Source organism: Streptomyces sp. NPDC006624 (assembly GCF_040611555.1).
Taxonomy (GTDB): domain Bacteria; phylum Actinomycetota; class Actinomycetes; order Streptomycetales; family Streptomycetaceae; genus Streptomyces.
The window spans coordinates 452,810-476,069 of sequence record NZ_JBEXOM010000002.1; the positions used below are offsets into that span (position 1 = coordinate 452,810).

At 72.5% G+C, this 23,260-nt stretch carries 21 protein-coding genes; 9 read left to right on the forward strand and 12 right to left on the reverse strand.

What is annotated here, in order from left to right; all coding sequences use genetic code 11:
- The first annotated feature begins 31 nt into the window (after positions 1–31).
- From ABZY20_RS05715 to ABZY20_RS05725, 3 genes are all read left to right on the forward strand, one after another.
- Positions 32–1,216 carry an MFS transporter gene (locus ABZY20_RS05715; RefSeq protein WP_356437025.1) on the forward strand — a complete coding sequence of 395 codons (1,185 nt, stop codon included), beginning with the start codon at positions 32–34 and terminating at the stop codon, positions 1,214–1,216.
- A 114-nt stretch (positions 1,217–1,330) separates the two neighbouring features.
- Positions 1,331–2,038, forward strand: coding sequence for a DUF4389 domain-containing protein (locus ABZY20_RS05720; protein ID WP_356437028.1), 708 nt, complete (start codon positions 1,331–1,333; stop codon positions 2,036–2,038).
- A gap of 80 nt (positions 2,039–2,118) precedes the next feature.
- Complete coding sequence (locus tag ABZY20_RS05725) at positions 2,119–3,015, forward strand: DUF5829 family protein (RefSeq protein WP_356437416.1); 897 nt, start codon at positions 2,119–2,121, stop codon at positions 3,013–3,015.
- A 208-nt stretch (positions 3,016–3,223) separates the two neighbouring features.
- On the opposite strand, the gene ABZY20_RS05730 is transcribed toward ABZY20_RS05725, so the two are convergent.
- Together ABZY20_RS05730 and ABZY20_RS05735 are read right to left on the reverse strand one after the other, a co-directional pair.
- Positions 3,224–3,607: a VOC family protein gene (locus ABZY20_RS05730; protein ID WP_356437031.1), complete on the reverse strand. Its 384-nt coding sequence runs from the start codon at positions 3,605–3,607 to the stop codon at positions 3,224–3,226.
- Positions 3,608–3,750: 143 nt separating this feature from the next.
- On the reverse strand, positions 3,751–4,791 hold the full coding sequence (locus ABZY20_RS05735; RefSeq protein ID WP_356437034.1) for an NAD(P)-dependent alcohol dehydrogenase: 1,041 nt from the start codon (positions 4,789–4,791) through the stop codon (positions 3,751–3,753).
- Positions 4,792–4,971: 180 nt separating this feature from the next.
- Between ABZY20_RS05735 and ABZY20_RS05740 the strand changes: the two genes are divergently transcribed.
- Positions 4,972–5,883, forward strand: coding sequence for a helix-turn-helix transcriptional regulator (locus ABZY20_RS05740; RefSeq protein ID WP_356437037.1), 912 nt, complete (start codon positions 4,972–4,974; stop codon positions 5,881–5,883).
- 66 nt (positions 5,884–5,949) lie between these two features.
- On the opposite strand, the gene ABZY20_RS05745 is transcribed toward ABZY20_RS05740, so the two are convergent.
- The 5 genes from ABZY20_RS05745 to ABZY20_RS05765 form a co-directional block, all read right to left on the reverse strand.
- Complete coding sequence (locus ABZY20_RS05745; protein WP_356437419.1) at positions 5,950–9,204, reverse strand: S8 family serine peptidase; 3,255 nt, start codon at positions 9,202–9,204, stop codon at positions 5,950–5,952.
- Between the two features lie 267 nt (positions 9,205–9,471).
- Positions 9,472–10,155, reverse strand: coding sequence for an ABC transporter ATP-binding protein (locus ABZY20_RS05750; protein ID WP_356437040.1), 684 nt, complete (start codon positions 10,153–10,155; stop codon positions 9,472–9,474).
- A gap of 79 nt (positions 10,156–10,234) precedes the next feature.
- Positions 10,235–11,683, reverse strand: a complete 1,449-nt coding sequence (locus ABZY20_RS05755) for an ABC transporter permease (protein WP_356437043.1) — start codon at positions 11,681–11,683, stop codon at positions 10,235–10,237.
- A 135-nt stretch (positions 11,684–11,818) separates the two neighbouring features.
- The gene (locus tag ABZY20_RS05760; protein WP_356437046.1) at positions 11,819–13,069 is read right to left on the reverse strand and encodes an Ig-like domain-containing protein; all 1,251 of its coding nucleotides are present in this window, start codon (positions 13,067–13,069) and stop codon (positions 11,819–11,821) included.
- Positions 13,070–13,334: 265 nt separating this feature from the next.
- The gene (locus tag ABZY20_RS05765; RefSeq protein WP_356437049.1) at positions 13,335–13,667 is read right to left on the reverse strand and encodes a hypothetical protein; all 333 of its coding nucleotides are present in this window, start codon (positions 13,665–13,667) and stop codon (positions 13,335–13,337) included.
- Between the two features lie 109 nt (positions 13,668–13,776).
- Here ABZY20_RS05765 and ABZY20_RS05770 point away from each other — a divergent pair, with 109 nt between their 5' ends.
- On the forward strand, positions 13,777–14,091 hold the full coding sequence (locus ABZY20_RS05770; RefSeq protein ID WP_356437052.1) for a hypothetical protein: 315 nt from the start codon (positions 13,777–13,779) through the stop codon (positions 14,089–14,091).
- A gap of 70 nt (positions 14,092–14,161) precedes the next feature.
- Here the strand turns inward: ABZY20_RS05770 and hutH are convergent, their stop codons facing one another.
- The 3 genes from hutH to ABZY20_RS05785 all read right to left on the reverse strand — a co-directional run bounded on the left by hutH (position 14,162) and on the right by ABZY20_RS05785 (position 17,889).
- Positions 14,162–15,700: a histidine ammonia-lyase gene (hutH, locus tag ABZY20_RS05775; RefSeq protein ID WP_356437422.1), complete on the reverse strand. Its 1,539-nt coding sequence runs from the start codon at positions 15,698–15,700 to the stop codon at positions 14,162–14,164.
- 103 nt (positions 15,701–15,803) lie between these two features.
- A complete protein-coding gene (locus ABZY20_RS05780) occupies positions 15,804–16,952 on the reverse strand; it encodes a sensor domain-containing diguanylate cyclase (protein WP_356437054.1) in 1,149 nt (382 codons plus the stop codon).
- A gap of 136 nt (positions 16,953–17,088) precedes the next feature.
- On the reverse strand, positions 17,089–17,889 hold the full coding sequence (locus ABZY20_RS05785) for an enoyl-CoA hydratase-related protein (RefSeq protein WP_356437057.1): 801 nt from the start codon (positions 17,887–17,889) through the stop codon (positions 17,089–17,091).
- 215 nt (positions 17,890–18,104) lie between these two features.
- Between ABZY20_RS05785 and ABZY20_RS05790 the strand changes: the two genes are divergently transcribed.
- Positions 18,105–18,788, forward strand: a complete 684-nt coding sequence (locus ABZY20_RS05790) for a hypothetical protein (protein ID WP_356437059.1) — start codon at positions 18,105–18,107, stop codon at positions 18,786–18,788.
- A 36-nt stretch (positions 18,789–18,824) separates the two neighbouring features.
- Here the strand turns inward: ABZY20_RS05790 and ABZY20_RS05795 are convergent, their stop codons facing one another.
- Positions 18,825–19,931, reverse strand: a complete 1,107-nt coding sequence (locus ABZY20_RS05795; protein WP_356437061.1) for an adenylate/guanylate cyclase domain-containing protein — start codon at positions 19,929–19,931, stop codon at positions 18,825–18,827.
- Between the two features lie 304 nt (positions 19,932–20,235).
- Positions 20,236–21,102 (reverse strand): biotin--[acetyl-CoA-carboxylase] ligase, encoded by an 867-nt coding sequence (locus ABZY20_RS05800; RefSeq protein ID WP_356437063.1) that lies wholly within the window; start codon positions 21,100–21,102, stop codon positions 20,236–20,238.
- 110 nt (positions 21,103–21,212) lie between these two features.
- On the opposite strand from ABZY20_RS05800, the gene ABZY20_RS05805 reads away from it, so the two are divergent.
- The 3 genes from ABZY20_RS05805 (at position 21,213) to ABZY20_RS05815 (ending at position 23,249) form a co-directional block, all read left to right on the forward strand.
- Positions 21,213–22,817 carry an acyl-CoA carboxylase subunit beta gene (locus ABZY20_RS05805; RefSeq protein ID WP_356437065.1) on the forward strand — a complete coding sequence of 535 codons (1,605 nt, stop codon included), beginning with the start codon at positions 21,213–21,215 and terminating at the stop codon, positions 22,815–22,817.
- 15 nt (positions 22,818–22,832) lie between these two features.
- Entirely contained in the window at positions 22,833–23,042 is a 210-nt protein-coding gene (locus tag ABZY20_RS05810) for an acyl-CoA carboxylase epsilon subunit (RefSeq protein ID WP_356437068.1), read from the forward strand.
- Between the two features lie 78 nt (positions 23,043–23,120).
- A complete protein-coding gene (locus ABZY20_RS05815) occupies positions 23,121–23,249 on the forward strand; it encodes a hypothetical protein (protein WP_356437071.1) in 129 nt (42 codons plus the stop codon).
- Positions 23,250–23,260 lie beyond the last annotated feature (11 nt).

Below are 23,260 nucleotides of genomic sequence, written 5' to 3' on the forward strand. Positions count from 1 at the left end.
CGCCCGGCGGCCGGCGGGTTACGGTCGGCGCATGGACGGTGATCACCCCGGGTGGCGCCGGTGCCTGCTCGCGGGAGCCGTGTTCGCCGTGTGCATGGCCGGCACCACGCTGCCCACCCCGCTCTACCCCCTCTACCAGGAGAAACTGCACTTCTCCGAGCTGACCGTCACCGTCGTCTACGCCATGTACGCCTTCGCGGTCATCGGCGTGCTGCTGCTGGCGGGCAACGCCTCGGACGCCGTGGGCCGGCGCCCGGTGCTGCTGTGGGGCCTGGGCTTCGCGGCGGCCAGCGCCGTCTGCTTCCTGAGCGCGACCGGCCTGGCCTGGCTCTACGCGGGGCGGCTGCTGTCGGGGGTCTCCGTCGGCCTGTTCACGGGCGCCGCCACCGCCTACGTCCTGGAGCTGGCGCCCCGGGGCGGCTCCTCGCGGGCCACCTTCGTCGCGACGGCCGCCAACATGGGCGGACTGGGCTGCGGCCCGCTGCTCGCCGGGGTGCTCGCGCAGTACGCGCCCTGGCCGCTGCACCTGCCCTTCGCCGTGCACCTGGCCTTGGTGGCCGTCTCGGCCGCGGTCCTGCTGCAGCTGCCGGAGACCGTGCGGGAGCCGCGGCCGCTGCGCTCGGTGCGGCCCCGGCGGCCCGCCCTGCCCGCGCCGGTGCGGGCGGTGTTCGGTCCGGCGGCGACGGCCGCGTTCGTGGGGTTCGCGCTGCTGGGGGTGTTCACGGCGGTCAGCCCGGCGTTCCTCGCCGAGTCGCTGGACGTGCACGACCACGCCGTGAACGGGCTGATCGTCGCCCTGGCCTTCTTCTCCTCGACCGCCGGGCAGCTCATGGCCGGCCGGCTGGGGGCGGCCCGGTCGCTGCCGGTGGGCTGCGCCGGGCTGCTCGGCGGGCTGCTGCTGCTCGCGGGTGCCCTGTACGGGGAGCTGCCGGCGCTGGTGGTGCTGAGCGCCCTGGTCGGCGGGACCGGGCAGGGGCTGTCGTTCCGCGGGGCGCTGTCGGCGGTGGCGCGGGCGTCTCCCGCGGACCGGCGCGCGGCGGTGATCTCGACGCTGTTCTTGGTGGCCTACACGGGCATCTCCGTGCCGGTGATCGGCGTCGGCGTGCTCACGGAGCCGATCGGCCTGGAGGGGGCGGCGCTGGTGTTCATCGCGTGCATGGGGGTGCTGGTCTCGGCGGCCGCCGGCTATCTGCTGCGGCGGCCGGTGCGGGCGTGAGCGGGCGGCACTCGGCCCCCCGCGAACGGACGAACCGGGCTCGCGGCGCACCCCCGGGCGTGTGAGCCTGGACGGGCCGTGGGGGTGAGGGGGTGCGCGAGAGGAGTTCCCCGGATGGTTCCTGTCACCGCGTCGCCCGTGCGCCTGGAGGCGTACGTCGATCCCCGGCTGTCCCGATGGATGTGGCTGGTGAAGTGGCTGCTCGCCATCCCGCACTACATCGTGCTGTTCTTCCTCTTCATCGCCTTCACCGTCGTGACCGTGATCGCCTTCTTCGCCATCCTGTTCACCGCCCGGTACCCCCGGTCGCTGTTCGACTTCAACGTCGGCGTGCTGCGGTGGAACTGGCGCGTCGGCTACTACGCCCACACCGCGCTCGGCACCGACCGCTACCCGCCCTTCACCCTCGCCGACGTGCCGGACTACCCGGCGCGCTTCGACGTCGCCTACCCCGAGCGGCTGTCGCGCGGTCTGGTCCTGGTGAAGTGGTGGCTGCTGGCGATCCCGCAGTACATCGTCGTCGGGATCCTCGTCGGGGGCTGGGGCTGGGGCGAGGAGGAGAACGAGGGCTGGGGAGGAGGCGGGCTGCTCCCCTTCCTGTCGCTGGTCGCGGTGGTCATCCTGCTGTTCACCGCCCGCTACCCGCGGCACCTGTTCGACTTCCTGATCGGTCTCGCCCGCTGGATCGCGCGGGTCACCGCCTACGCCGCGCTGATGACCGACCAGTACCCGCCGTTCCGGATGGACCAGGGCGGCCGCGAGCCCGAGCAGGGCACCCCGCCCCCGGCTCCCGGCCAGAGCCCGCCGCTGTCCAAGGAGTGACCCCGGGGGCCGGGAATGCCCGGCGGAACCCGTTCCTCCCCGCCTACGCTGCCCGCATGGTTCTCAGACGGGCGTTACAGGTGATCATGGTCATGGCCCTGGCTCTCGCGGGGGCGGTCCAGGGCGCCGCACATGCCGACGACGGCGGCGGCGGACGGCAGTTGCTGCACTACAACCACGCCTACGGCGTGCTCGACCGGGAGACCGCCGACGCGATCGAGCACTCCGCGTACCTCAGGGAGTTCGCGAACTTCCAGGTCCGCACCACGACCGGGTCCGGCGGACAGACCTGGACCGGCCGCTACCTCATGGGCCGCGAGACCTACCTCGAACTGTTCGGCACCGGCGACCTGCCCGGCAAGGACGGCACCCTCGGCGCCGGCGGCCTGGGCGTCTCCACGGAACGGGCGGGCGACCTCGCGACGGTGACCGCCCGGCTGCGCGAACAGGGCAGCGAGGACCCGGTGGAGTTCCAGCAGACCCGCGACTTCGGCGACGGCGTCCCGGTGCCGTGGTTCGACGCCGTCTTCACCACCGACCGCTACGACCTGTTCGGGGCGTGGGGCATGGAGTACCGGCCGGAGTACTTCGCCGACCCGCGGAGCGGCACCGAGCCCGCCGCACACCCCGGTGACGTGGGCCGTGAGCGCTATCTGCCCGACGGCTACCGGGACCGTTCGATGCGGGACGTGACCGGTGTCCGGCTCGCGGTGACCGCCCGGGACCTGGCCAACACCGTGCCGCTGCTGGAGGCCGGCGGGTTCGCCGTGCGGTCCGTGCCGGGCGGGGGCGTCGTCGCGAAGGGCGGCGGCACCACGCTCCGGTTCGACGCCGTGCCCCTCGACCGGGTCGGTCTGCGGCAGGTGGAGATGTCGCTGAACGGGCCGGTGCCGTACCGGCACGTGGAGCGGCTCGGCACGTCGGACCTCGTCGTCGGCCCCGGCCCCCGGGCCGTGTGGACCTTCGGCCGGACCTGACCCGAGGCGCCCGCCGCGCGGGCCGAGTCAGGGACGGGCCAGGGGCGCGAGGTCGTGCCTGCGCGGGCCGGTCGGGTCGGGTGACCGGGACACCGGCAGCGGCTTCCCCATCACCTCGGCCAGGGTGAACGCGACGCCGCCCGCGGCCGGGCGGCCGGGCGGCAGGGCGGCAGGGCGGCAGGGCGCCGCGTGCCCGGGTGCGTGCTGGTCAGCCGCCGCTTCCGTACGGGCGGGTGATGATCTCCAGGCGGTGGCCGTCGGGGTCGTCGAAGTACGCGCCGCGGCCGCCGTCGTGGTGGTTGATCTCTCCGGGGCGGCTGTGGAAGGGGTCCGCCCAGTACGTCAGCCCGGCCGCCCGGATGCGGCCGAAGATCTCGTCGAACTCCTCCTCCGTGACCAGGAAGGCGTAGTGCTGCGGCGTGATCGCGCCGGGGCTGTCCATGTAGTCCAGCGTGACGCCGTTGGGGATCTCGACCGGGAGGAAGGGGCCGTAGGGCGGACTCACCTCGAGGCCCAGGAGGTCGGCGAGGAACCGGGCCGAGGCGCGCTTGTCGCGGGCGGCGACGATCGTGTGGTTCAGCTGCACGGTCATGGTGGGCCTCCCCTGATGTACCGGTGAACCCCCTGGTGCACTCCCCCTGTGTACCCCGCGCGCCCGCCCTCGCGCATCACGAACGCCGCGAGGGCCCCGGCGCGGGTGCGCCGGGGCCCTCGCGTGTGCCGGACCGTCCGGTCTCAGATCGTGGCCGTGTCGATGACGAAGCGGTAGCGCACGTCACTGGCGAGCACCCGCTCGTACGCCTCGTTGATCTGCTCGCCGCGGATCACCTCGATCTCGGCGCCGAGGCCGTGCTCGGCGCAGAAGTCCAGCATCTCCTGGGTCTCCGCGATACCGCCGATCATGGAGCCGGCGAGCGACTTGCCGCCGCCGATCACCGAGAAGAGGTTCAGGGAGATGGGCTCCTCGGGGGCGCCGACGTTGGCCAGCGTGCCCTCGGTCCGCAGCAGCGACAGGTAGGCGCCGAAGTCCAGCGGGGCCGAGACCGTCGAGACGATCAGGTCGAAGGTGCCGGCCAGTTCCTCGAAGGTCTTGGGGTCGCTGGTGGCGTAGTAGTGGTCCGCGCCCAGCCGCAGGCCGTCCTCCTGCTTGCGCAGGGACTGCGACAGCACGGTCACCTCGGCGCCGAGGGCGTGCGCGATCTTGACGCCCATGTGGCCGAGGCCGCCCAGGCCGACGATCGCGACCTTCTTGCCGGGGCCGGCGCCGAAGCGCCTGAGCGGCGAGTAGAGCGTGATGCCGGCGCACAGCAGCGGCGCGGCCACGTCCAGGGACAGGCCGTCGGGGATGCGGACGGCGAAGTTCTCGTCGACGACGACCTTCTCCGAGTAGCCGCCGTAGGTGGGCCGGCCGTCCTTGCCGATGCCGTTGTACGTCGGGATGTTGCCCTTGACGCAGTACTGCTCGCGGCCGGCCTTGCAGTTGTCGCACTCGCGGCAGGAGTCGACCATGCAGCCGACGCCCACGCGGTCGCCCACGGCGAACTTCGTCACGCCGGGACCGACCTCGGAGACGACACCGGCGATCTCGTGGCCGGGGACCATCGGGAAGATCGCCTCGCCCCAGCCCTCGCGGGCCTGGTGGATGTCGGAGTGGCAGATGCCGGCGAACTTGATGTCGATCAGGACGTCGAACTCGCCGACCTGGCGGCGCTCGATGGTGGTGCGCTCCAGGGGAGCCTTGGGAGCGGGTGCGGCGTACGCGGCGACTGTGGTCATGCCGGGGTTCTCCTAAGCGACGGGGTGCGCCCGGCTGCCTTCTGGATCTTCCGGCCGGGCACGCCTCCCACCGTGCCGGAACGGCGAGCCTGCACCCAGACCACCGTTTTGCGTACGTACGGCGTGCGTACCACTGGCGGGGTCAGGCTCGTGTGCGTACGAACGGGTTTACTGGAAGGCATGGACGAACAGCCCGAACCCGCAGCCACGGCCGGTGGCGGCCTGGACCGGCGCGCCGAGCTCAGCGAGTTCCTGCGCACCCGGCGTGCCCGGCTGAAGCCGGAGGACGTGGGGCTGCCCGACTTCGGGCGGCGCCGGGTGCCGGGGCTGCGCCGGGAGGAGCTGGCCCAGCTCGCCGGGGTGTCCGTGGCGTACTACACACGGCTGGAGCAGGGCAACGGCCACAACGTCTCGGCCGAGGTCCTGGACGCGATCGCGCGGGCCCTGCGGCTGAGCGACGCCGAGCACGCGCACCTGACGCACCTGGCGAAGCCGAAGCAGCACAAGAAGAAGCCGGTGGCGCGCAGCCAGCAGGTGCGGCCGCCGCTGCGGCATCTGCTGGACTCGATCGACGACGTCCCGGCGTACATCGTGGGGCGCCGTTCGGACGTGCTCGCCTGGAACCGGATGGCGGCGGCCCTCTTCGGCGACTGGGCGGAGCTGCCGGCGGCGGAGCGCAACTGGGCGCGGCTGGTGTTCCTGCGGCCCGAGTACCGCGAGCTGTTCGTCGAGTGGGACCAGAAGGCGCAGGACATGGTCGGCTATCTGCGCATGGACGCCGGCTGCCACCCGGACGACCCGCAGCTGTCGGCGCTGGTCGGTGAGCTCTCGGTGAAGAGCGAGCGGTTCCGGAAGCTGTGGGCCGCGCACGACGTGAAGGAGAAGGGCTACGGCGTCAAGCGCCTGCGCCACCCGCTGGTCGGCGACCTGACCCTCTACTTCGAGACGTTCCGCCTGGTCGACGCCGAGCAGACCCTGACCACGTACCACGCGGAACCGGGCACCCCGTCGGCCGAGGCCCTGCGCCTGCTGGCGAGCTGGGGGACGGACGCGACGCGCTCCGGCACCAGGGCGTCGGCGCCCACGGACTGAGCCGGAACACGCCGGACCCGCCGGGAGCAGTGCCCCCGGCGGGTCGTGACGCGTCCGTCCTGCGGCTTACTTGCCGTAGTACGCGTTGTAGATCGAGATCGTCGACTTGTTGCCCTTCTTGTCGGCGATCTTGGCGTGGAAGGAGATGGCCTTCCCCTTCGCCGGGTTCGTGACGGTGACCTTGCCCTTCTTGACGGTGAGCTTCTTCCAGGTCTTGCCGTAGTCGTAGGACACGTACACCGACAGCGACTTCAGGTTGGAGCCCTTGGCCGCGCCCTCGACGGTGACCGGGACGGACGCCTTCCGGCCGGCCGGCACCTTGCTGTCCAGGCCCGTGGCCGCGTGGAAGCGGGCGGTGGAGGCGGGCAGCTGCTTGAGGCCGGCGGTCTTCTTGGAGCGGAACGTCCAGGCGGCGTCGACGCGGGTGGAGGCCGCGGCGACCTTGACGCTGCGCTTGACCGACGTCGTCAGCTTGTACTCGGCGTCACCGGCCGGGACCTTGAACGTCTTGTCGCCGAACAGCGGGTCGTCGTTGCTCCCGACCTTCTTGCCGTTGCGGTACAGGGTCGTGGTGACCCCGGAGAACGTCGAGTAGCCCACGTTGCCCTGGCCGTCGGCGAACAGCGGCAGCGAGCCGTGGATCTCGTTGCCCTCGCGGAACAGGCCGAGGTCGGCGTCCAGGCGCGGTCCGAAGACGGCCGTGTTGACGGTCCGGGAGTACGACTTGCCGGCGGCGAACTTGTGCGTGCCCAGCGTGTACGCGGCGTCCTCGACCGGGAAGCCGTCGGCGTCGGCACCGCCGTACTGGGCGAATTCGAGCTGCCACTCCACGCCGCCCTGGGCGGACAGGTGCAGCGTCCGGGTGCCGGGCAGGCTCTGCTCGATGCCGATGGAGGTGGCGCTGGTGCTCCAGGGCAGCCAGCCGACCGCGTTGACCGCGCCCTTCTTGCCGCCGGTGGCGGCGCCGAGGCCGGCCTTCACCGTGGCGAGCTCGCTCGCCTTGTAGTGCTTGGTGAAGCCGGTGGCGAGCTGCTTGACCGGCCCGCCGGCGATGACGTTGTACTCCTCCTTGGCACCCTTGCTCCAGTGGCCGTCCCACTGCTGGGTCACCGAGCCGTCGGTGATCTGCGGGCCGACGTGGGCGCTGCGGATGTCGGCGAAGGAGTCCAGCCACCAGCCGAAGCCGTAGCTGTCGTCCCCTGCCCTCACGGTGTAGTCGGCCGAGGCGAACTCCGACGTGGTGCCCTTGGCCGGGACGGTGATGTCCACCGGCTTGGCCTTGCGGGCGTCCAGCGTGACGGTGGTGTTCTTCGAGACGTTCAGCTTGGGCTGGGCCAGCCAGTCGACGCCCTCGAACGTCTCGGGGTCGTCGCCCACGTAGACGTTGGCGTTGAGGGCGTAGGTGCCCTTGGGGACGCGCACCGTGACCGTGCCGTCCTCGTCGTACGGCAGGAACGACTTCTCCTTGCCGAGGCCGGCGATGCCGTTCAGGTCGGTGCTGTAGTTCCTGGTCGCCTTGCCGTCGCGGCCGAGGACCTTCAGCGTGACGTCGTAGGACTCGACCTCGCGCTGCACCGCCGCGGCGGTACGGACCGTCTGGCCGCCGCCCGTCGCCGTCACGTACGAGGAGTACGCGCCGTCGACCGTGCCGCCGAGCTTGGTGTTGACGGTGAAGGGCACCGTGGCCTTGCCGCCGGCCGGGACCGTCACCGAGGTGGCGCCGAGCTTGAAGAAGCCGGCCGGGGCGGCCTTGCCCTTCGGGCCGGTGGCGGTCGACGTCAGCTTCAGCGTGACGTCCTCGGTGCCGAGGTTGCGGTACGTCAGCTGCTTGGTGACCGGCTTGTCGTCGGTGTGCGGCCACTGCTGGACGCCGAAGCCCACCGAGACCGGCTCGGCGATCACCGACTGCTTGATGGCCTTGTCGACCTGGATGCGGCCCGAGCCCTGCTCGAACGGCGTGTACGCGCCGCCCTTGGTGGAGCCGGTGAGGGCGCCCTTCAGCTCGGCGTACTTCCACTCCGGGTGCTGCTGCTTGAGGATCGCCGCCGCGCCCGCGACATGCGGGGTGGCCATCGACGTACCGGAGATGCTCATGTAGCCGGCGGGCTTCTCGCCGACCTCGTCGGCTATCTGGTTGCCCTTGGCGGAGGCCGCCGTGATGTCCACGCCGGGCGCGGTCACGTCGGGCTTGAGGGCGCCGTCCATGCCGGGGCCGCGGCTGGAGAAGTCGGCCAGCCGGTCCTTGTCGTCGACCGCGCCGACGGTCAGGGCCGCGGCGGCGCTGCCCGGGGAGCCGACGGTCTGGTCGCCGAACTGGCCCTCGTTGCCGGCCGCGATGGCGAACAGGACGCCCTTCTCCTCGGAGAGCTTGTTCACCGCCGCTTCCAGCGGGTCGATGGCGGGCGTGTCGCCGCCGCCCAGGCTCATGTTGATCACGTCGGCGCCCTCGGCGGCGGCCCACTCCATGCCGGCGAGGATCTCGGAGTCGCTGCCGAAACCGTCGTCGCTGAGGACCTTGCCGTTGAGGATCTTCGCGCCGGGTGCGACGCCCTTGTACTTCCCGCCGGACTTCTTGCCGGTGCCGGCCGCGATGGAGGCGACGTGCGTGCCGTGGCCGACCTTGTCGGAGGCGTCGGGCGAGGCGGTGAAGTTCTTGGCGGCGGTCACCTGGCCCTTGAGGTCGTCGTGCGTGGCGTCGACGCCGGTGTCCAGGACGGCGATCTTGACGCCCTTGCCGTCGTAGCCGGCCGCCCACGCCTTGGGCGTGCCGATCTGCGGGACGGACTTGTCGAGGCTGGCCTTGCGGACGCCGTCGAGCCAGACGCGCGCGATGCCGGAGGCCGTGCGGTCGCCGTCGGTGACCGCGTCCCACAGCTCGGGCGTGCCGGTCTGCGCGGTCTGCACCGCGTCGGCGTTCAGGGACTTCAGCGAGCGGCTCAGGGTGCCCGCGTCCCGGACGTCCGCCTTGGCGGCGGCGGCGCTGCCCCGGTAGCCGACGATGACCTTCAGGCCCTTCTTCTGGGCCTTGCGGGTGGTGGACTTGTTCAGCTCGGTGACGTCGAAGAGCCGCTGGTCGAGCTTGCCGGTGGCGACCAGGCGGGCCGCGTCGGCGGGGATCACGAGGGTGTGGCCGTCGATCTTGCGGATCTGGACCGGGATGCCGTCCCGGCCCTCGGCGCGCTCCAGGCCGACGACGCGTCCCTTGGCGTCGAGGGCGACCCGGTCGCCGGTGATCAGAGTGATGTGGTGCCTGGCCGTCAGCGAGGCCGGCTTGGAGGCGGTGGCCCCCGGCTCGCCGTCGGCCGACGCCGGGCTGGTCATGCCCGCCGCCAGGGCCACGGCTGCCGCTGTGGCGACCGTGGCCGCGTACGCCCTTTTCACTTGTCTGCGCAAGTTTCCCCCTTGCAGAAGTACCGGGCGAATTCCCCGTTCACCCGGCCGGGGGTGGTCTCGTACGCATGCGCGTACACCCCCCGGAACACGCAGTATGCCGAGGGGTGATCAGGCGCTCAAGGGAAGGGGGCAGGGCGGGGAATCCGTCGGCCCGCTGTTACACAGTTGCCGGAACTCCGTTACACAGCACGGAAGTTACGCACGCGTGTTCTCCTTGACAGTGATACGTCCCTTGCGGATGGTCGCCACGCGCGGTGCCTTGCCGGCGAGGGCCGAGTCATGGGTGACCATCACGAAGGTGAGACCGAGCTCTTCCCACATGCGGATGAGGACGTCCATGATCTCGTCGCGCGTCGACTCGTCGAGGTTTCCGGTGGGTTCGTCGGCGAGCAGGACCTTCGGCTGCTTCACGAGCGCCCGCGCGATGGCCACGCGCTGCTGCTGACCGCCTGACATCTCGCCGGGCAGATGCGCGAGACGTTCGCCGAGGCCGACCGACTTCAGTGCCTCGGCGGCCTGTTCGCGGCGCTGCCCCGGCCGGACGCCCAGCGGGACGAGGGCGGTCTCGACGTTCTCCTGCGCGGTGAGCGTCGGGATCAGGTTGAAGGACTGGAAGACGAAGCCGATGCTCTCGCTGCGCACGCGGGTGAGCCGTGCTTCCGGCAGGGCGGCGAGGTCGGTGCCGTCCAGGACGATCTCGCCCGAGGTGGGGCGGTCCAGCCCGCCGAGCATCTGCAGCAGGGTCGACTTGCCGCCGCCGGTCGGGCCCTGGATGACCAGCCGGTCGCCGTCCGGGATGGTGAGGTCGATGCCGTCGAGGGCCTGGACGGTGTCCTTGGACCGGCTGTAGTGCTTGGTGACGGCTCTGAGTTCGTACATGCGGTGGGCTCCTGTCGATGGCTTGTCGGGTCGGGCCGCCGGGGGCCGGTCGCGCGGTCCCCGCGCCCCCGTCGGGGCGTCATTCGACGCGGCGCAGCGCGTCCGCCGGGCGGAGCCGCGAGGCCCGCCAGCCGCCGAAGGCACCGGCGGTCAGACCGCCCGCCACGGCCAGGGCCACCGCCAGGGCGATGGTCGTCGGGCTGACCGGCGCGGTGAGGGCGACCTCGAGGGTCCTGGCCGCCGTCTGACGGCCCGGGCCGCCCGCGAAGCCGCCGAAGCCGCCGCCGGCCCCTCCCCCGCCGCCCAGTTGCGCCTGCAGCGTGGGACTCACGGCCGTCACCGCGTACGCGCCCGCCAGGCCCAGCGCGATACCCAGCGCTCCGCCCACCAGGCCGTTGACGAACGCCTCGCCCACCACCTGCCCGGTGACCCGGCCCGACCTCCAGCCCAGGGCCTTGAGCGTGCCGAACTCGCGCACCCGCCGGGACACCGCCGACGACGTGAGCAGGCCCGCGACCAGGAACGCGGCCACGAGCACCACGGCGGACAGCCAGGTGCCGACGCGCGCGGCGAGGGAGGAGGCCGTGGACAGGGACCCGGAGACGGTGTCGGCGAGGTCGGCCGACGTGGTGACGGTGGTGTCCGGGACGTCGCGCTGGATCTGCGCCTTGACGGCGGCGATGCGCTGCGAGTCCGTCGCCTGGACGTAGACGGTGGTGACCTCGTCCTTCGCGCCGGCCAGGGTCTGCGCCCGCTTCAGCGGGATGTACAGGTTGGCCGCCGCGTCGCCGCTGTCGGGCGTGGCGATGCCGACGACCTCGAAGTCGGTGCCCTTGATCGCGACCGTGGAGCCGGTCTTCAGCTTCTTCTCCTTGGCGTACGCCGCGTCCGCCACGGCGACCGCGGCGTCGGCGTCGCCGGCTGCGAAGGCGCGGCCGGCGGTGATCCTGGAGGACGTCAGCGGGCCGAGGTCCGGCTCGGTGACGTCGGTGCCGTAGACGGAGTAGCTGTTGACGTCGAAGTCGGCGCCGCCGCCCTCGACCCGGCCCTGCGGGGAGGGCTGTACGCCGCCGCGGCCCCCGCCGGGCGTCCCGCTCTCGTCCTGCCGGAACTGACCGCGGGTGAACTCGCCGCTCACCTTGACGACCTGCAGGCTCAGACCGCCCACCGCGCCGGCCACGCCGCTCTGCGCCCGCACCTCGCCCACGGTCGAGCTCGGCAGCGTCTGCAGGCCCTGCACCATGACCCGGTCGCTGCTCTGCTCGCCTTCGGAGTCGTCGTCCTGGGCGTCGAAGCGGAAGCGCGGCCGCTCGGAGCCGCTCGCGGCCGGCTCCGCGGCCTTGGTGACGGTCATGTCCGTGCCCAGCCCGTACAGCGACTGCAGGACCTTGTCCTGCGCCCTGCTCATGCCGGCGGACACGGAGGTGACGACGATGACCAGCGCGATGCCCAGCGCCAGTCCGGAGGCGACGACGAGGGCCGCCTTTCTGCGGCGGCGCAACTCGCGCCTCAAGTAGGTGAAGAACATGGCGGCAAGCTAGGGACGGTCCGTGACGATCGCTTGAGCCGCGCATAAGAGCTGGATGAGAAGAAGCACGAAGGCCGCCGCCCACCCCTCGGCGAGGGGTGGGCGGCGGCCTTCGTCAGCGGGGCCGGCGGGCCGTCAGACCGCCGAGCCGGCCTTCCAGTCGGCCCAGTTCATGTTCCAGCCGTTGAGGCCGTTGTCCGGTGCGATGGTCTTGTCGCCGGTGTTCTCGACGACCACCACGTCACCGACCATCGAGTTGTTGAAGAACCACGCGCCCGGCGTGTTGGGGTCGTTCGCGCCCTTGGTGTCCTGCAGGCCGACACAGCCGTGGCTGGTGTTCACACTGCCGAAGATGGACTTGGCGCCCCAGTAGTTGCCGTGGATGAACGTGCCGGAGGTGGACAGGCGCATGGCGTGCGGCACGTCCTTGATGTCGTACTCGCCCTTGCCGTCGTCGTCCGTGAAGCCCACGGTCGCGCCGTTCATCCGGGTCTCCTTGAACTTCTCGGAGATCACCATGCGGCCCTCGTAGGTCTTGTTCTCGGGAGCACCGGCGGAGATCGGGATGGTCCGGACGACCTTGCCGTCCTGCGTGACCTTCATCTGCTTGGTCTTCGCGTCGACGTACGAGACCTGGTTGCGGCCGATCTTGAAGGTGACCGTCTTCTGCTGGACGCCGTAGACGCCCTCGGCGCCCTCGACACCGTCGAGCTCCAGCTTCAGCGTGACGGTGGAGCCCTCCTGCCAGTAGTCCTCGGGACGGCAGTCCATGCGGTTGGCGCTGAACCAGTGGCAGGCGACCTCCTGGCCGCTGGTCGTGCTGACCTCGATGCCCTTCTGGACCTCGGCCTTGTTGGTGATCGCCTTGTCGAAGTTGACCGAGACCGGCATGCCGACGCCCACGGTGGTGCCGTCGTCCGGGGTGAAGGTGCCGATGAAGCTGTTGGCCGGGGAGACCGTCGTGAACGACGCGTTCTCGTGGGCGACGCGGCCGTCGGCGTCCTTGGCCTCGGCGGCGAGCTTGTACCTGGTCGAGCGCTCCAGCTGCGAGCTGGGCTTCCAGCTGGTCTTGTCGGCGGATATCTGGCCGCTGACCTCAGTGCCGTCGGAGGTGGTCATCTTCACGGACGTGAGCGTGCCCTTGCTCACGGTGACGGTCGCGGAGTTGTTGATCGAGGCGTTGTCCGAACCGTCCTCGGGTGTGATCTTGATCTGGGCCTCGGAGGTCTTCTTGGCCGCGGCCTCGTCGACCTTCGACTGGGAGCTGTCGCCGCCGTCGCCGCCGGAGGCGCTGTCGTCACCGCCGGAGCACGCCGAGAGCACCAGAACCCCGCCGAGCAGTGCGGACGCGACCGTGAGGCCCCTGCGCCGCTTACTGACCGTCATCACACGCTTCTCCATCGTTGCCGATCCCCAAAACCCCGGGTGTCCCCGTCGAAATCCAAGTGCCCCCGCCGGGACCCGTGAGTCCTCGTCGAGAACTTTCAACGCTACGACCGGGCCGTGCGGTTCCCCAGGTGGCGCAGGTGTGGGGATCACCACGTCCACGTCGGACGGGACGGGCGAGGCTCATGTGGTCGGTGCGTGGCTTGAGACGCGAAAACCCGGGCGGCGGTTGCCGCCCGGGGCCAGGAATTCTCTTCCGGGCCGGTCAGCCGTCGCTGTCGTCCTCGCCATCATCCTCGTCGAGGTCCCACTCCGGTGCGTCGGGGTCGTAGTCGATCCGCTCGCTGCTCCAGGAGGCCTGGTGCAGCTCCACTCCCGGGACCTCGCTGACCAGGTCGAACGGATCCACCAGATACGCGAGGGCCTCCGCGGTGTCTTCCGTCACAGCGCCCTCGGCGTGCGCCCGTTCCGTCTCCGGCATCCCGGTGTCGCCGGCGATCCGGGTCAGCGCGGCCTTGGTCACCGCGTCGGCGTCCTCGACCTCGAGAACGAGCTCCACGCGAAGCCGTACAAAACGTGATGTCTCAGCTGTGCTCATGGCGGGAGCGTACGGCCAGTGCCTCCTGTGACTTTCCCGTGACCCGCGCCTTTCACTAACATCGCCCCACACGGCCAATTCGCCGACGTCTCAAGGGGATCGATATTCCGTGTCATCCGCTCGCCGTCCGTTGCTGACCGCCACCGCCGCGGCGTCCCTGCTGGGCGCCCTGTGGTTCGTCCCGTCCGCCAACGCGACGTCGGACGCCCCGGTGAGAGACACGGTCCCGGCGAGTCCGTCGCCGCAGGTCACGGAGCAGGCGCGGATGGCGGCCACGTCCGCCGACGCGTCCGTGACGGGGCCCCGCCTCGCCGACACCGGCAGCTTCGACAGCACGCCGTACGTGATCGGCGGGACGTTCTGCCTCACGCTGGGCGCCGGGTTCGTCGTGTACTCCGTGCGCCGGGAACGGCTGGGTCTCTGACCGCACTTGACGAGGGGCCCGGCCGGACGGCAGGGCCCCTTCCGTCCCGCGGGACGTCCCGCGGTCCGTCCTACCGCAGCGGCCCCGTGACCGTCTCCACCGCCGCGAGCAGCCGCCCGTCCCGCACGAACGCCTCGGCGGCGGCCAGGTCGGGCGCCAGGAACCGGTCCGGGCCCGGACCCTGAACTCCCGCCTCCCGTACCGCGTCCACGACCGCCTGCGTGGCGGGCGCCGGGGTCAGCCCCTCGCGCAGCTGGACCGCGCGCGTGGCGGCGTACAGCTCGACGGCGAGGACCCGGGTGAGGTTGTCGACGGCCGTGCGCAGCTTGCGCGCCGCCGACCAGCCCATGGAGACGTGGTCCTCCTGCATGGCGGAGGACGGGATCGAGTCGGCGGACGCCGGTACGGCCAGCCGCTTCAGCTCGCTCACCAGCGCGGCCTGCGTGTACTGGGCGATCATCAGGCCCGAGTCCACCCCGGCGTCGTCGGCGAGGAACGGCGGCAGGCCGTGGCTGCGGTTCTTGTCGAGCAGCCGGTCGGTGCGCCGCTCGGCGATGGAGCCGAGGTCGGCGGCGGCGATGGCGAGGAAGTCGAGGACGTAGGCGACGGGCGCCCCGTGGAAGTTGCCGTTGGACTCCACGCGCCCGTCCGGCAGCACGACGGGGTTGTCCACGGCGGACGCCAGCTCCCGGTCGGCGACCAGCCGGGCGTGGGCCAGGGTGTCCCGCCCGGCGCCGGCGACCTGGGGCGCGCAGCGCACCGAGTAGGCGTCCTGGACGCGCGGGGCGTCGCCCTGGTGATGCCCGGTCAGTCCGGACCCCCTCAGCACGGCCAGCATGTTGGCGGCGCTGGCGGCCTGCCCCGGGTGCGGCCGGATGGCGTGCAGCTCGGGGGCGAGGACCCGGTCGGTGCCGAGCAGCGCCTCCAGCGACAGGGCGGCCGTGACGTCGGCGGAGCGGTAGAGGGTCTCCAGGTCGGCCAGGGCCATGACCAGCATGCCGAGCATGCCGTCGGTGCCGTTGAGCAGGGCGAGGCCCTCCTTCTCGCGCAGTTCGACCGGCTGGATGCCGTGCGCGGCGAGGAGTTCGGCGGCCGGGCGTACGACGCCGTCGGGGCCCTCGGCGTCCCCCTCGCCCATCAGCGCGAGCGCGCAGTGGGACAGCGGGGCGAGGTCGCCGGAGCAGCCGAGGGAGCCGTACTCGTGCACGACCGGGGTGATACCGGCGTTGAGCAGGTCGGCCATGGTCTGCGCGACCTCGGGCCGGACGCCGGTGCGCCCGGAGCAGACCGTCTTCAGCCGCAGGAACATCAGGGCGCGGACGACCTCGCGCTCGACCCGGGGTCCCATGCCGGCGGCGTGCGAGCGGACGATGTTGCGCTGCAGCTGCGCGCGCAGCTCCGGGCTGATGTGCCGGGTCGCCAGGGCTCCGAACCCGGTGCTGACGCCGTAGACGGGGTCCGGCTTGGCCGCCAGCGCGTCGACGATCTCGCGGGCCGCGGCGAGGGCGGCCACGGCCTCCCCGGAGAGTTCGACACGGGCGCCGGCGCGCGCCACGGCGAGCACGTCGGACGCGGTCACCCCGGCTGTCCCCACCACCACAGTGTGCATATCCATATTCAGGAGCGTACGCAGTGAATTCGATGATGTCACCACTGGGGACGCGGTCCGCCCCTTACCGATACGTCACACCGCCCCCGGCACCGCCGGCGGGTCAGGGCGCGTGCCGGCCCCGGAAGCGCCGGCGCTCCCCGTCGGTCTCCCGGGACGGCTCGTCCGCGAGCCGCACGACGGGGTCGTCCGGTCCGGCCCGCCCGGCGACGACCGGCTTGGCCGCCCGCTCGGCCTTGGCCCGGTACTGGGCGGCGTCGGCGAGCCGGAACAGCCGGCGCGCCGAGCGCACGGTCCCGATCGGGTCCTCGGTGGAGGCCACCCCGCAGGCCACGCCGTCGCCGAGCTCCAACTCGGCCGCCCGGCGGCACAGTTCGTCGGCCGCCTGCACGACCTGGTCGGCGGGCGGCCCGACCGCGAGCAGACAGAACTCGTCCCCGCCGAGCCGCGCGGCCAGGGTGCCCGGCAGCATGGCCCCGCACAGCGACAGCACCGAGCCGAACCGCTCCAGCAGCCGGTCGCCGGCGGCGTGCCCGTGGGTGTCGTTGACCCGCTTGAGCCCGTTCAGGTCGCACACCACGAGGCTGACGACCGCCCCGTCACTGCGGTGCCGCTCGATGGCCTGTTCCAGGCGTACGTCCACGGCACGGCGGTTGGCCAGACCCGTCAGGCTGTCGGTGAAGGCGAGGCGCCGGGCCTCCTCCAGGCGCTCGGTCTGGGCGATGCCGGCGGCGACGACGGAGGCCAGGACGGTGGCGAAGTCGGCGTCGGCCCGGGCGAAGACGGGCTCGCCGGCCGGGCGGGCGACGTAGAGCTCGCCCCAGGCCCTGCCGTGCAGCACGATGGGCGCGACCACGCAGCAGCCGCGGCCCCGGCGGCGCAGGGCGGCGACGCGCTGATGGCAGTACCCGGGCTGCCCGGCGGCGGGCCCCTCGGCGGTCTCCACCCAGGCGTCGGGCTCCCCGCCCCCCGCCCACTGCTCGTGCAGGAACTCGGTGATCTCGGCGAACTGGTGCACCGGGTAGGACTCGTCCTCCGGGAACTCCTCCTCCCCCTCGGCCAGCTCACCCACGTTGACGAGGACTTTCAGCCGGCCGAGGTCCCGCTCCCACACCGACAGCGCGGCGAAGCTCCCGCCCAGCGCCCGGCACGCTCCCAGGGCCGCCGCACGCCACGCCTCACGCGACCCGTGCGCGGCCGCCATCCCCTGAGCCAACGCGACAACGGCCGCGAGCCGCCTGTCCTCACCCATCACCCCAGGCTAGGGAGTTTTCAGCCAAACCGTCCGGTTGACGGGGCGAACGGGGAGGCCGGGGGTTCACACCCGCGGGGCGGCGTTCACAGGCCCTGACGTCACCGCTCGGCCGGCCGCCGTCGCGCCGCCGGGCTCACTCGCCGGGCCACTGCGGCCGGCGCCGCTCGTTGAACGCCGCCACGCCTTCCGCCCGGTCCCCGGAGAACGCCGTCGTGCGCCACGCCGCGTCCTCCACCTCCAGCCCGGCCCGCAGGTCCAGCCCCTGCCCCAGCCGCAGCGCCCGCTTCGCCGCCCGCAGCCCGACCGGTGAGTTCCCGGCGATCCGCGCGGCCAGCTCCAGGGCCGCCTCCCGGTCGCGTCCCTCCTCGACGACCTCGTCGACCAGGCCCAGCCGGCCCGCCTCCTCGGCCTCCACCCGGCGCGCCGAGAAGATCAGCTCGGCGGCCCGGGCCGCCCCCACCCGCCGCGGCAGCAGCTGCGTCCCCCCGCCGCCGGGGATCACGCCGACCGACACCTCCGGCAGCCCCACCACGGCCGTGCGGTCCGCCACGATCACGTCGCAGGCCAGGGCCAGCTCGAACCCGCCCCCGAGGGCGAAGCCGTGCACCGCGGCGATCGCCGGGACCGGCAGCTCCAGCACGCCGGTGTACGCCCCGCGCGTCACCGGGCGCTGGCGCCGCAGATCCGCGTCGGTGAACGCGTTCCGCTCCTTCAGGTCCGCCCCCACGCAGAACGCACGCTCGTGGGTCGAGGTCAGGACGACCACGCGCACGTCCCGGTCCTCCCCCAGCGCCGCGCAGGCCCCGGAGAGGGAGCGCGCCATCTCGGTCGACACCGCGTTCATGGCCTTGGGCCGGTCCAGGACGAGCTCCGCCACATGCCCCTGCTCGTGCCGCCGCACCAGCACGAACTCCCCGAACCGTTCCTCACTCATGACACCCTCCGGTTAACGCGGGTTAACAAGTCGACTCCCCGATCATCGCAGCCGCACCCCGCCCACGAAAGACCGGACGCGTCCGGTTCCCGCACCACCCCCGCCCACCCGTTCGAGTGACATCACCCCGACTCCGCCCCAAACCGCCCAGGGGAGCGCATAGCGTGCGTCCACCACGGCGCACAGGGGGCGCATGCGCAGCGGGGAGGACCGTGATGACGACGAACAGGCCGGCCCGTCCACACCGGCACACCGGTAACCCGGCGCCCCGCCGGCCGGACCGGGCCGCGCCCCGCAAACCGGCCCCCGCGCGGCCCGGCCCCCTCACCCACCGCCTCCGCGGCCGCCACCGCAAGCCCCGCCGCCGCAGGATCCTGCTCGCTGCCGGCGGCCTCGCCCTCGCCGCGGGCCTCCTGGGCCTGCTGCGCCTGACCGCGGGCCCCGCCACCGACGACGGCACCGGCACCCTCGAGGCCGGGCGCCACCCCGGCCCTGTCGTCACCGGCACGGACGGCACCTCGAACACGGCCGCGACCTTCCCCACGGCCCCCGGGGCGAACCCTTCGTCCCCCAGCGCCGCGGTCGGCCTCGTCCCTTCCCCGGTGATCCGCAAGGTCCGGCCCGCCCCTTCGGACACCGCCCCCACCGCGGCCACCGTCCCCCGCGACCTGCCGAAGCCCACGACGGCGACCGCGCCCGGCACCACGACCCCGCCCGGCAGGGCGGACACCCCGCCACCGCCCCGGCGCAGCACCCCGGCCCCGGCCCGCCCCGCGCCGCCGAGCCGGACCGCCCCCGCACCGACCCCCCGTCCCGGGGACCCGGAGGAGCCGCACGAGACAGACCTGTGCGTGCCGGTCATCGGCCTGTGCGTGGACTCCCCGGTCGGGCAGCACTGACGGGGGGCACGACGGGCGCGGTGCGTCGGCGGCCGGTTAGGGCGTGCCGTCCCGCCGTGTGAGCAGCCAGGGCTCCACGACGCCCAACCCGCGGACCGGCCGCTGCCACATCGGCTGCAGCCCGAACCGGTACACCGGCGGCTCCTCGCCCTCCTTCTCCGCCGCCGCGGCCTCCTCGGCCGCCTCCGCCTCGGACGCCGGGGCGTCCTGCGTGCGGATCAGCTCCTCGGCGAAGGCGGTGTCGACCAGGACGGCGTCCTTCGGAGCTATCGAGGTGAGCCGGGACGCCAGGTTCACGGTCGTACCGAAGACATCACCCATTCGGGTGGTGACCGTGCCGAACGCCATGCCGACGCGCAGCTCCGGCATCGTCTCGTCGTGCGCCATGGTCTCGATCAGCCGAAGGGCGATCTCGGCGGCCGTGCCCGCGTCGTCGGCGGCGTACAGCACCTCGTCGCCGAGCGTCTTGATCAGCCGTCCGCCGTTGGCGGCGACCAGGTCGGCGGCCGTGGTCTCGAAGGCCTCGACCAGCTCGCCGAGCTCCTCCTCCTCCATCCGGCGGGTCAGCCGGGTGAAGCCGACCAGGTCGGCGAAGCCGACCGCGAGCCGCCGGTCGACCATCTCCTCGTCGTCCGCGGCCTGCACGACCCGCCCGGCCGAGGCGGCGAGCTGGCGGCGCCAGACGTAGACCAGGAACTCCTCCAGCTCGGGCAGGAGCAGCTCGACGATCGGATACGTCACCTCGGTGCGGGTCATGCCCGGCTCGGGCGGCTCGGTCAGGCCCTCCAGGAAGGAGTCGATCTGCCACTCGGCGAGCCGGGCGGTGGTCTGCCCGGTGGACCGGGCCACCTGCACGGCCATCGCCTCGCTCAGCAGCCCCGCCTCGACGAGGCCGGCGAGCCGCCGCAGGGCCAGGACGTCCGCCTCGGTGAGGGCCTTGGCCTGCCCGATGTCGGCGAAGCCCATCGCCCGCCAGAAGCGGGAGGCCAGTTCCATGGAGACACCGGCGCTGCGGGCCGCCTGGAACGGGGTGTAGCGGCGCTCGGCGCCCAGAATGAGTTGTTCCAGCCGCAGGGCGAGCGGATCCTCGCCGGGGTCGGCGCCCTGCGCGTCCGTGCCGGAGCCCGAGTCGTCGACGGTCACGCGTGCTGCCCTTCCGATCTGTCACGGTCATGTATCGACCGGCCTCAACTCTACGGCAGGTGTGCGCCAGCTCACTCCGTCAGGTTGGGCCGGGGGTGGGGCGCCCGGCGTCGGGTGGTGCCCGGCGTCTCCCACCGCCCCCAGGGGCTCCGCCCCCTGGGCCCCGATCGGCCTGTACGGCCTCGTCCTCGCTCGCCGGACGGGCTGGATGCGGCTGATCGACCGCTCGGCCGCTCGGCCACGGGCAGGCGCGCCTCCCCCGAGTTCTTCGTGCGGGGGGGTGCCCCGGGGCCCGGCCTCGGCGTCAGGCCGGGCGCAGGTGCACGATGTCCCCGGCGCCGACAGGCTCCTGCACGCCCTCCCGCGTGGCCAGCACCAGCCGGCCGTCCCCGTCCAGGGCCACCGCTTCGCCCACGACGGCCCGGTTCCCCGGCAGCTCGGCCCGCACGTCCCTCCCGAGCGTCGCGCACCCGGCCGCGTAGGCCGCCTGCAGCCCGCTCACCCCCGGGTCTCCCCCCGCCGCGCGCCACTTCCCGTACCACTCCTCCAGGGAGCGCAGCACGCCCCGGAGCAGCGGGTCGCGGTCCGTGCTGACCGCCTCGGCGAGCAGCAGCGACCCCGCCGTCGGCACCGGCAGCTCGTCCGCCCGCAGGGACACGTTGATGCCGACCCCGATCACCACCCCGCCGTCACCGGCCCGCTCGGCGAGGATCCCGCCCGCCTTGCGCTCCTCGCCGCCCACGGTGACCAGCAGGTCGTTCGGCCACTTCAGGGCCGTGTCGACACCCGCCGCCCGGGACAGGCCCGTCGCCACCGCGACCCCCGTGAGCAGCGGCAGCCATCCCCAGCGCTCCACGGGGACCTCGCCCGGCGTGAGCAGCACGGAGAAGAAGAGGCCGGACCGGGGCGGGGCGGTCCAGCTGCGGTCCAGGCGCCCGCGCCCGGACGTCTGCTCCTCGGCGACCAGCACCGCACCCTCGGCGGCCTCGCCCTTCGCCGCCCGGGCCACGAGGTCGGAGTTGGTGGAGCCGGTGCGCTGCACCACTTCCACCTCGGACCACAGCCCTCCCTCCCGCACCAGGCCCCGGCGCAGGGCGGTGACATTGAGGGGCGGACGGTCGAGGTCCGACCAACGGCTTCCGTGCGGCTCTGATGCATCTCGCGGCGTCATGCAAGCCACCCTAGGTGTGGTAAACGCCGCACTGCCGATGTGGAGGGCCACCACTACTCTACGGATGAGTAACCGTCCCCCCTTTTGAGCAGGCAGGGAGCCGCATCCCGATGTCCGAGCCGGAAGAGCAGCAGCAGCCTGACATTCACACGACCGCGGGCAAACTCGCGGATCTGAAGCGCCGCATCGAGGAAGCGACGCACGCCGGCTCCGCACGCGCCGTCGAGAAGCAGCACGCCAAGGGCAAGCTGACGGCCCGTGAGCGGATCGAGCTCCTGCTCGACGAGGGCTCGTTCGTGGAGCTCGACGAGTTCGCCCGGCACCGCTCCACCAACTTCGGCCTCGACAAGAACCGCCCCTACGGCGACGGCGTGGTCACCGGCTACGGCACGGTCGACGGCCGTCCGGTCGCGGTGTTCTCGCAGGACTTCACCGTCTTCGGCGGTGCCCTCGGCGAGGTCTACGGGCAGAAGATCGTCAAGGTCATGGACTTCGCGCTGAAGACCGGCTGCCCGGTCATCGGCATCAACGACTCCGGCGGCGCCCGCATCCAGGAGGGCGTCGCCTCGCTCGGCGCCTACGGCGAGATCTTCCGCCGCAACACCCATGCCTCCGGCGTCATCCCGCAGATCAGCCTGGTCGTCGGGCCCTGCGCGGGCGGCGCGGTCTACTCGCCCGCGATCACCGACTTCACGGTGATGGTCGACCAGACCTCGCACATGTTCATCACCGGCCCCGACGTCATCAAGACCGTCACCGGCGAGGACGTCGGCTTCGAGGAGCTGGGCGGCGCCCGCACCCACAACGCGACCTCCGGTGTGGCCCACCACATGGCCGGGGACGAGAAGGACGCCATCGAGTACGTCAAGCAGCTGCTGTCGTACCTGCCGTCCAACAACCTCTCCGAGCCGCCGGCCTTCCCCGAGGAGGCGGACCTGGAGGTCACGGACGAGGACCGCGAGCTGGACACGATCGTCCCGGACAGCGCGAACCAGCCGTACGACATGCACGCGGTGATCGAGCACGTCCTGGACGACGCCGAGTTCTTCGAGACGCAGCCGCTGTACGCGCCGAACATCGTCACCGGCTTCGGCCGGGTCGAGGGCCGCCCGGTCGGCATCGTCGCCAACCAGCCGATGCAGTTCGCCGGCTGCCTGGACATCAAGGCCAGCGAGAAGGCGGCCCGCTTCGTGCGGACCTGCGACGCGTTCAACGTCCCGGTGCTCACCTTCGTCGACGTCCCCGGCTTCCTGCCCGGCGTCGACCAGGAGCACGACGGCATCATCCGCCGCGGCGCCAAGCTGATCTACGCCTACGCCGAGGCGACCGTCCCGCTGATCACGGTCATTACGCGCAAGGCCTTCGGCGGCGCCTACGACGTCATGGGCTCCAAGCACCTCGGCGCCGACCTCAACCTGGCCTGGCCCACCGCCCAGATCGCCGTGATGGGCGCCCAGGGCGCGGTCAACATCCTGCACCGCCGCACCCTCGCGGAGGCCGAGGCGAACGGCGAGGACCTCGAAGCCGTCCGGGCCCGGCTGATCCAGGAGTACGAGGACACCCTCCTCAACCCCTACGTCGCGGCCGAGCGCGGCTACGTCGACGCCGTGATCCTGCCGTCCGAGACCCGCCGGCACGTCGTACGGGGTCTGCGTCAGCTGCGCACGAAGCGGGAATCCCTGCCTCCGAAGAAGCACGGCAACATCCCCCTCTAGCCACCAGGAGCCCACATGACGATCAAGGTCGTACGGGGCAACCCGACCCCGGAGGAGCTGGCCGCCGCCCTGGCGGTGGTCAGGGCGCGCGCCGCGGCGGCGGCAGCGGTCCCGCCCGGCGCGCCGGCCCCCCGCGACTCCTGGTCCGACCCGTCCCGCATCGCCGCCCACCGCGTGCCCCAGCCGGGGCCGACGGCATGGGGCCGCACCTACTGGCCGGGGTGAGCGGCGGGGGTGGCCCTGGGGACAAGTTGAGTACCCGTACTCAGGCGCCACCCCACCCCCCGTCCGACCATGGAAGGCATGCTGTGGTCCGACCCCGAGAACGAACCGCCCGAGGAACTGCGCGACATGCAGGGCATGCTGCGGCGGCTGAGCGTTCTCCTGGCCCTGGCCATGGTGCTGACGATGCTCGTGATCGGCGTGAGGTGAGCCGACCCCGT

Coding starts and splice junctions, on each gene's coding strand:
- ABZY20_RS05765 (WP_356437049.1), bottom strand. CDS start 13,667: ATGAGCACAGCTGAGACATCACGTTTTGTACGGCTTCGCGTGGAGCTC.
- ABZY20_RS05790 (WP_356437059.1), top strand. CDS start 18,105: ATGACGACGAACAGGCCGGCCCGTCCACACCGGCACACCGGTAACCCG.
- ABZY20_RS05800 (WP_356437063.1), bottom strand. CDS start 21,102: ATGACGCCGCGAGATGCATCAGAGCCGCACGGAAGCCGTTGGTCGGAC.
- ABZY20_RS05720 (WP_356437028.1), top strand. CDS start 1,331: ATGGTTCCTGTCACCGCGTCGCCCGTGCGCCTGGAGGCGTACGTCGAT.
- ABZY20_RS05715 (WP_356437025.1), top strand. CDS start 32: ATGGACGGTGATCACCCCGGGTGGCGCCGGTGCCTGCTCGCGGGAGCC.
- ABZY20_RS05740 (WP_356437037.1), top strand. CDS start 4,972: ATGGACGAACAGCCCGAACCCGCAGCCACGGCCGGTGGCGGCCTGGAC.
- hutH (WP_356437422.1), bottom strand. CDS start 15,700: ATGCACACTGTGGTGGTGGGGACAGCCGGGGTGACCGCGTCCGACGTG.
- ABZY20_RS05755 (WP_356437043.1), bottom strand. CDS start 11,683: ATGTTCTTCACCTACTTGAGGCGCGAGTTGCGCCGCCGCAGAAAGGCG.
- ABZY20_RS05805 (WP_356437065.1), top strand. CDS start 21,213: ATGTCCGAGCCGGAAGAGCAGCAGCAGCCTGACATTCACACGACCGCG.
- ABZY20_RS05745 (WP_356437419.1), bottom strand. CDS start 9,204: ATGACCAGCCCGGCGTCGGCCGACGGCGAGCCGGGGGCCACCGCCTCC.
- ABZY20_RS05735 (WP_356437034.1), bottom strand. CDS start 4,791: ATGACCACAGTCGCCGCGTACGCCGCACCCGCTCCCAAGGCTCCCCTG.
- ABZY20_RS05780 (WP_356437054.1), bottom strand. CDS start 16,952: ATGGGTGAGGACAGGCGGCTCGCGGCCGTTGTCGCGTTGGCTCAGGGG.
- ABZY20_RS05760 (WP_356437046.1), bottom strand. CDS start 13,069: ATGACGGTCAGTAAGCGGCGCAGGGGCCTCACGGTCGCGTCCGCACTG.
- ABZY20_RS05785 (WP_356437057.1), bottom strand. CDS start 17,889: ATGAGTGAGGAACGGTTCGGGGAGTTCGTGCTGGTGCGGCGGCACGAG.
- ABZY20_RS05730 (WP_356437031.1), bottom strand. CDS start 3,607: ATGACCGTGCAGCTGAACCACACGATCGTCGCCGCCCGCGACAAGCGC.
- ABZY20_RS05815 (WP_356437071.1), top strand. CDS start 23,121: ATGCTGTGGTCCGACCCCGAGAACGAACCGCCCGAGGAACTGCGCGAC.
- ABZY20_RS05750 (WP_356437040.1), bottom strand. CDS start 10,155: ATGTACGAACTCAGAGCCGTCACCAAGCACTACAGCCGGTCCAAGGAC.
- ABZY20_RS05810 (WP_356437068.1), top strand. CDS start 22,833: ATGACGATCAAGGTCGTACGGGGCAACCCGACCCCGGAGGAGCTGGCC.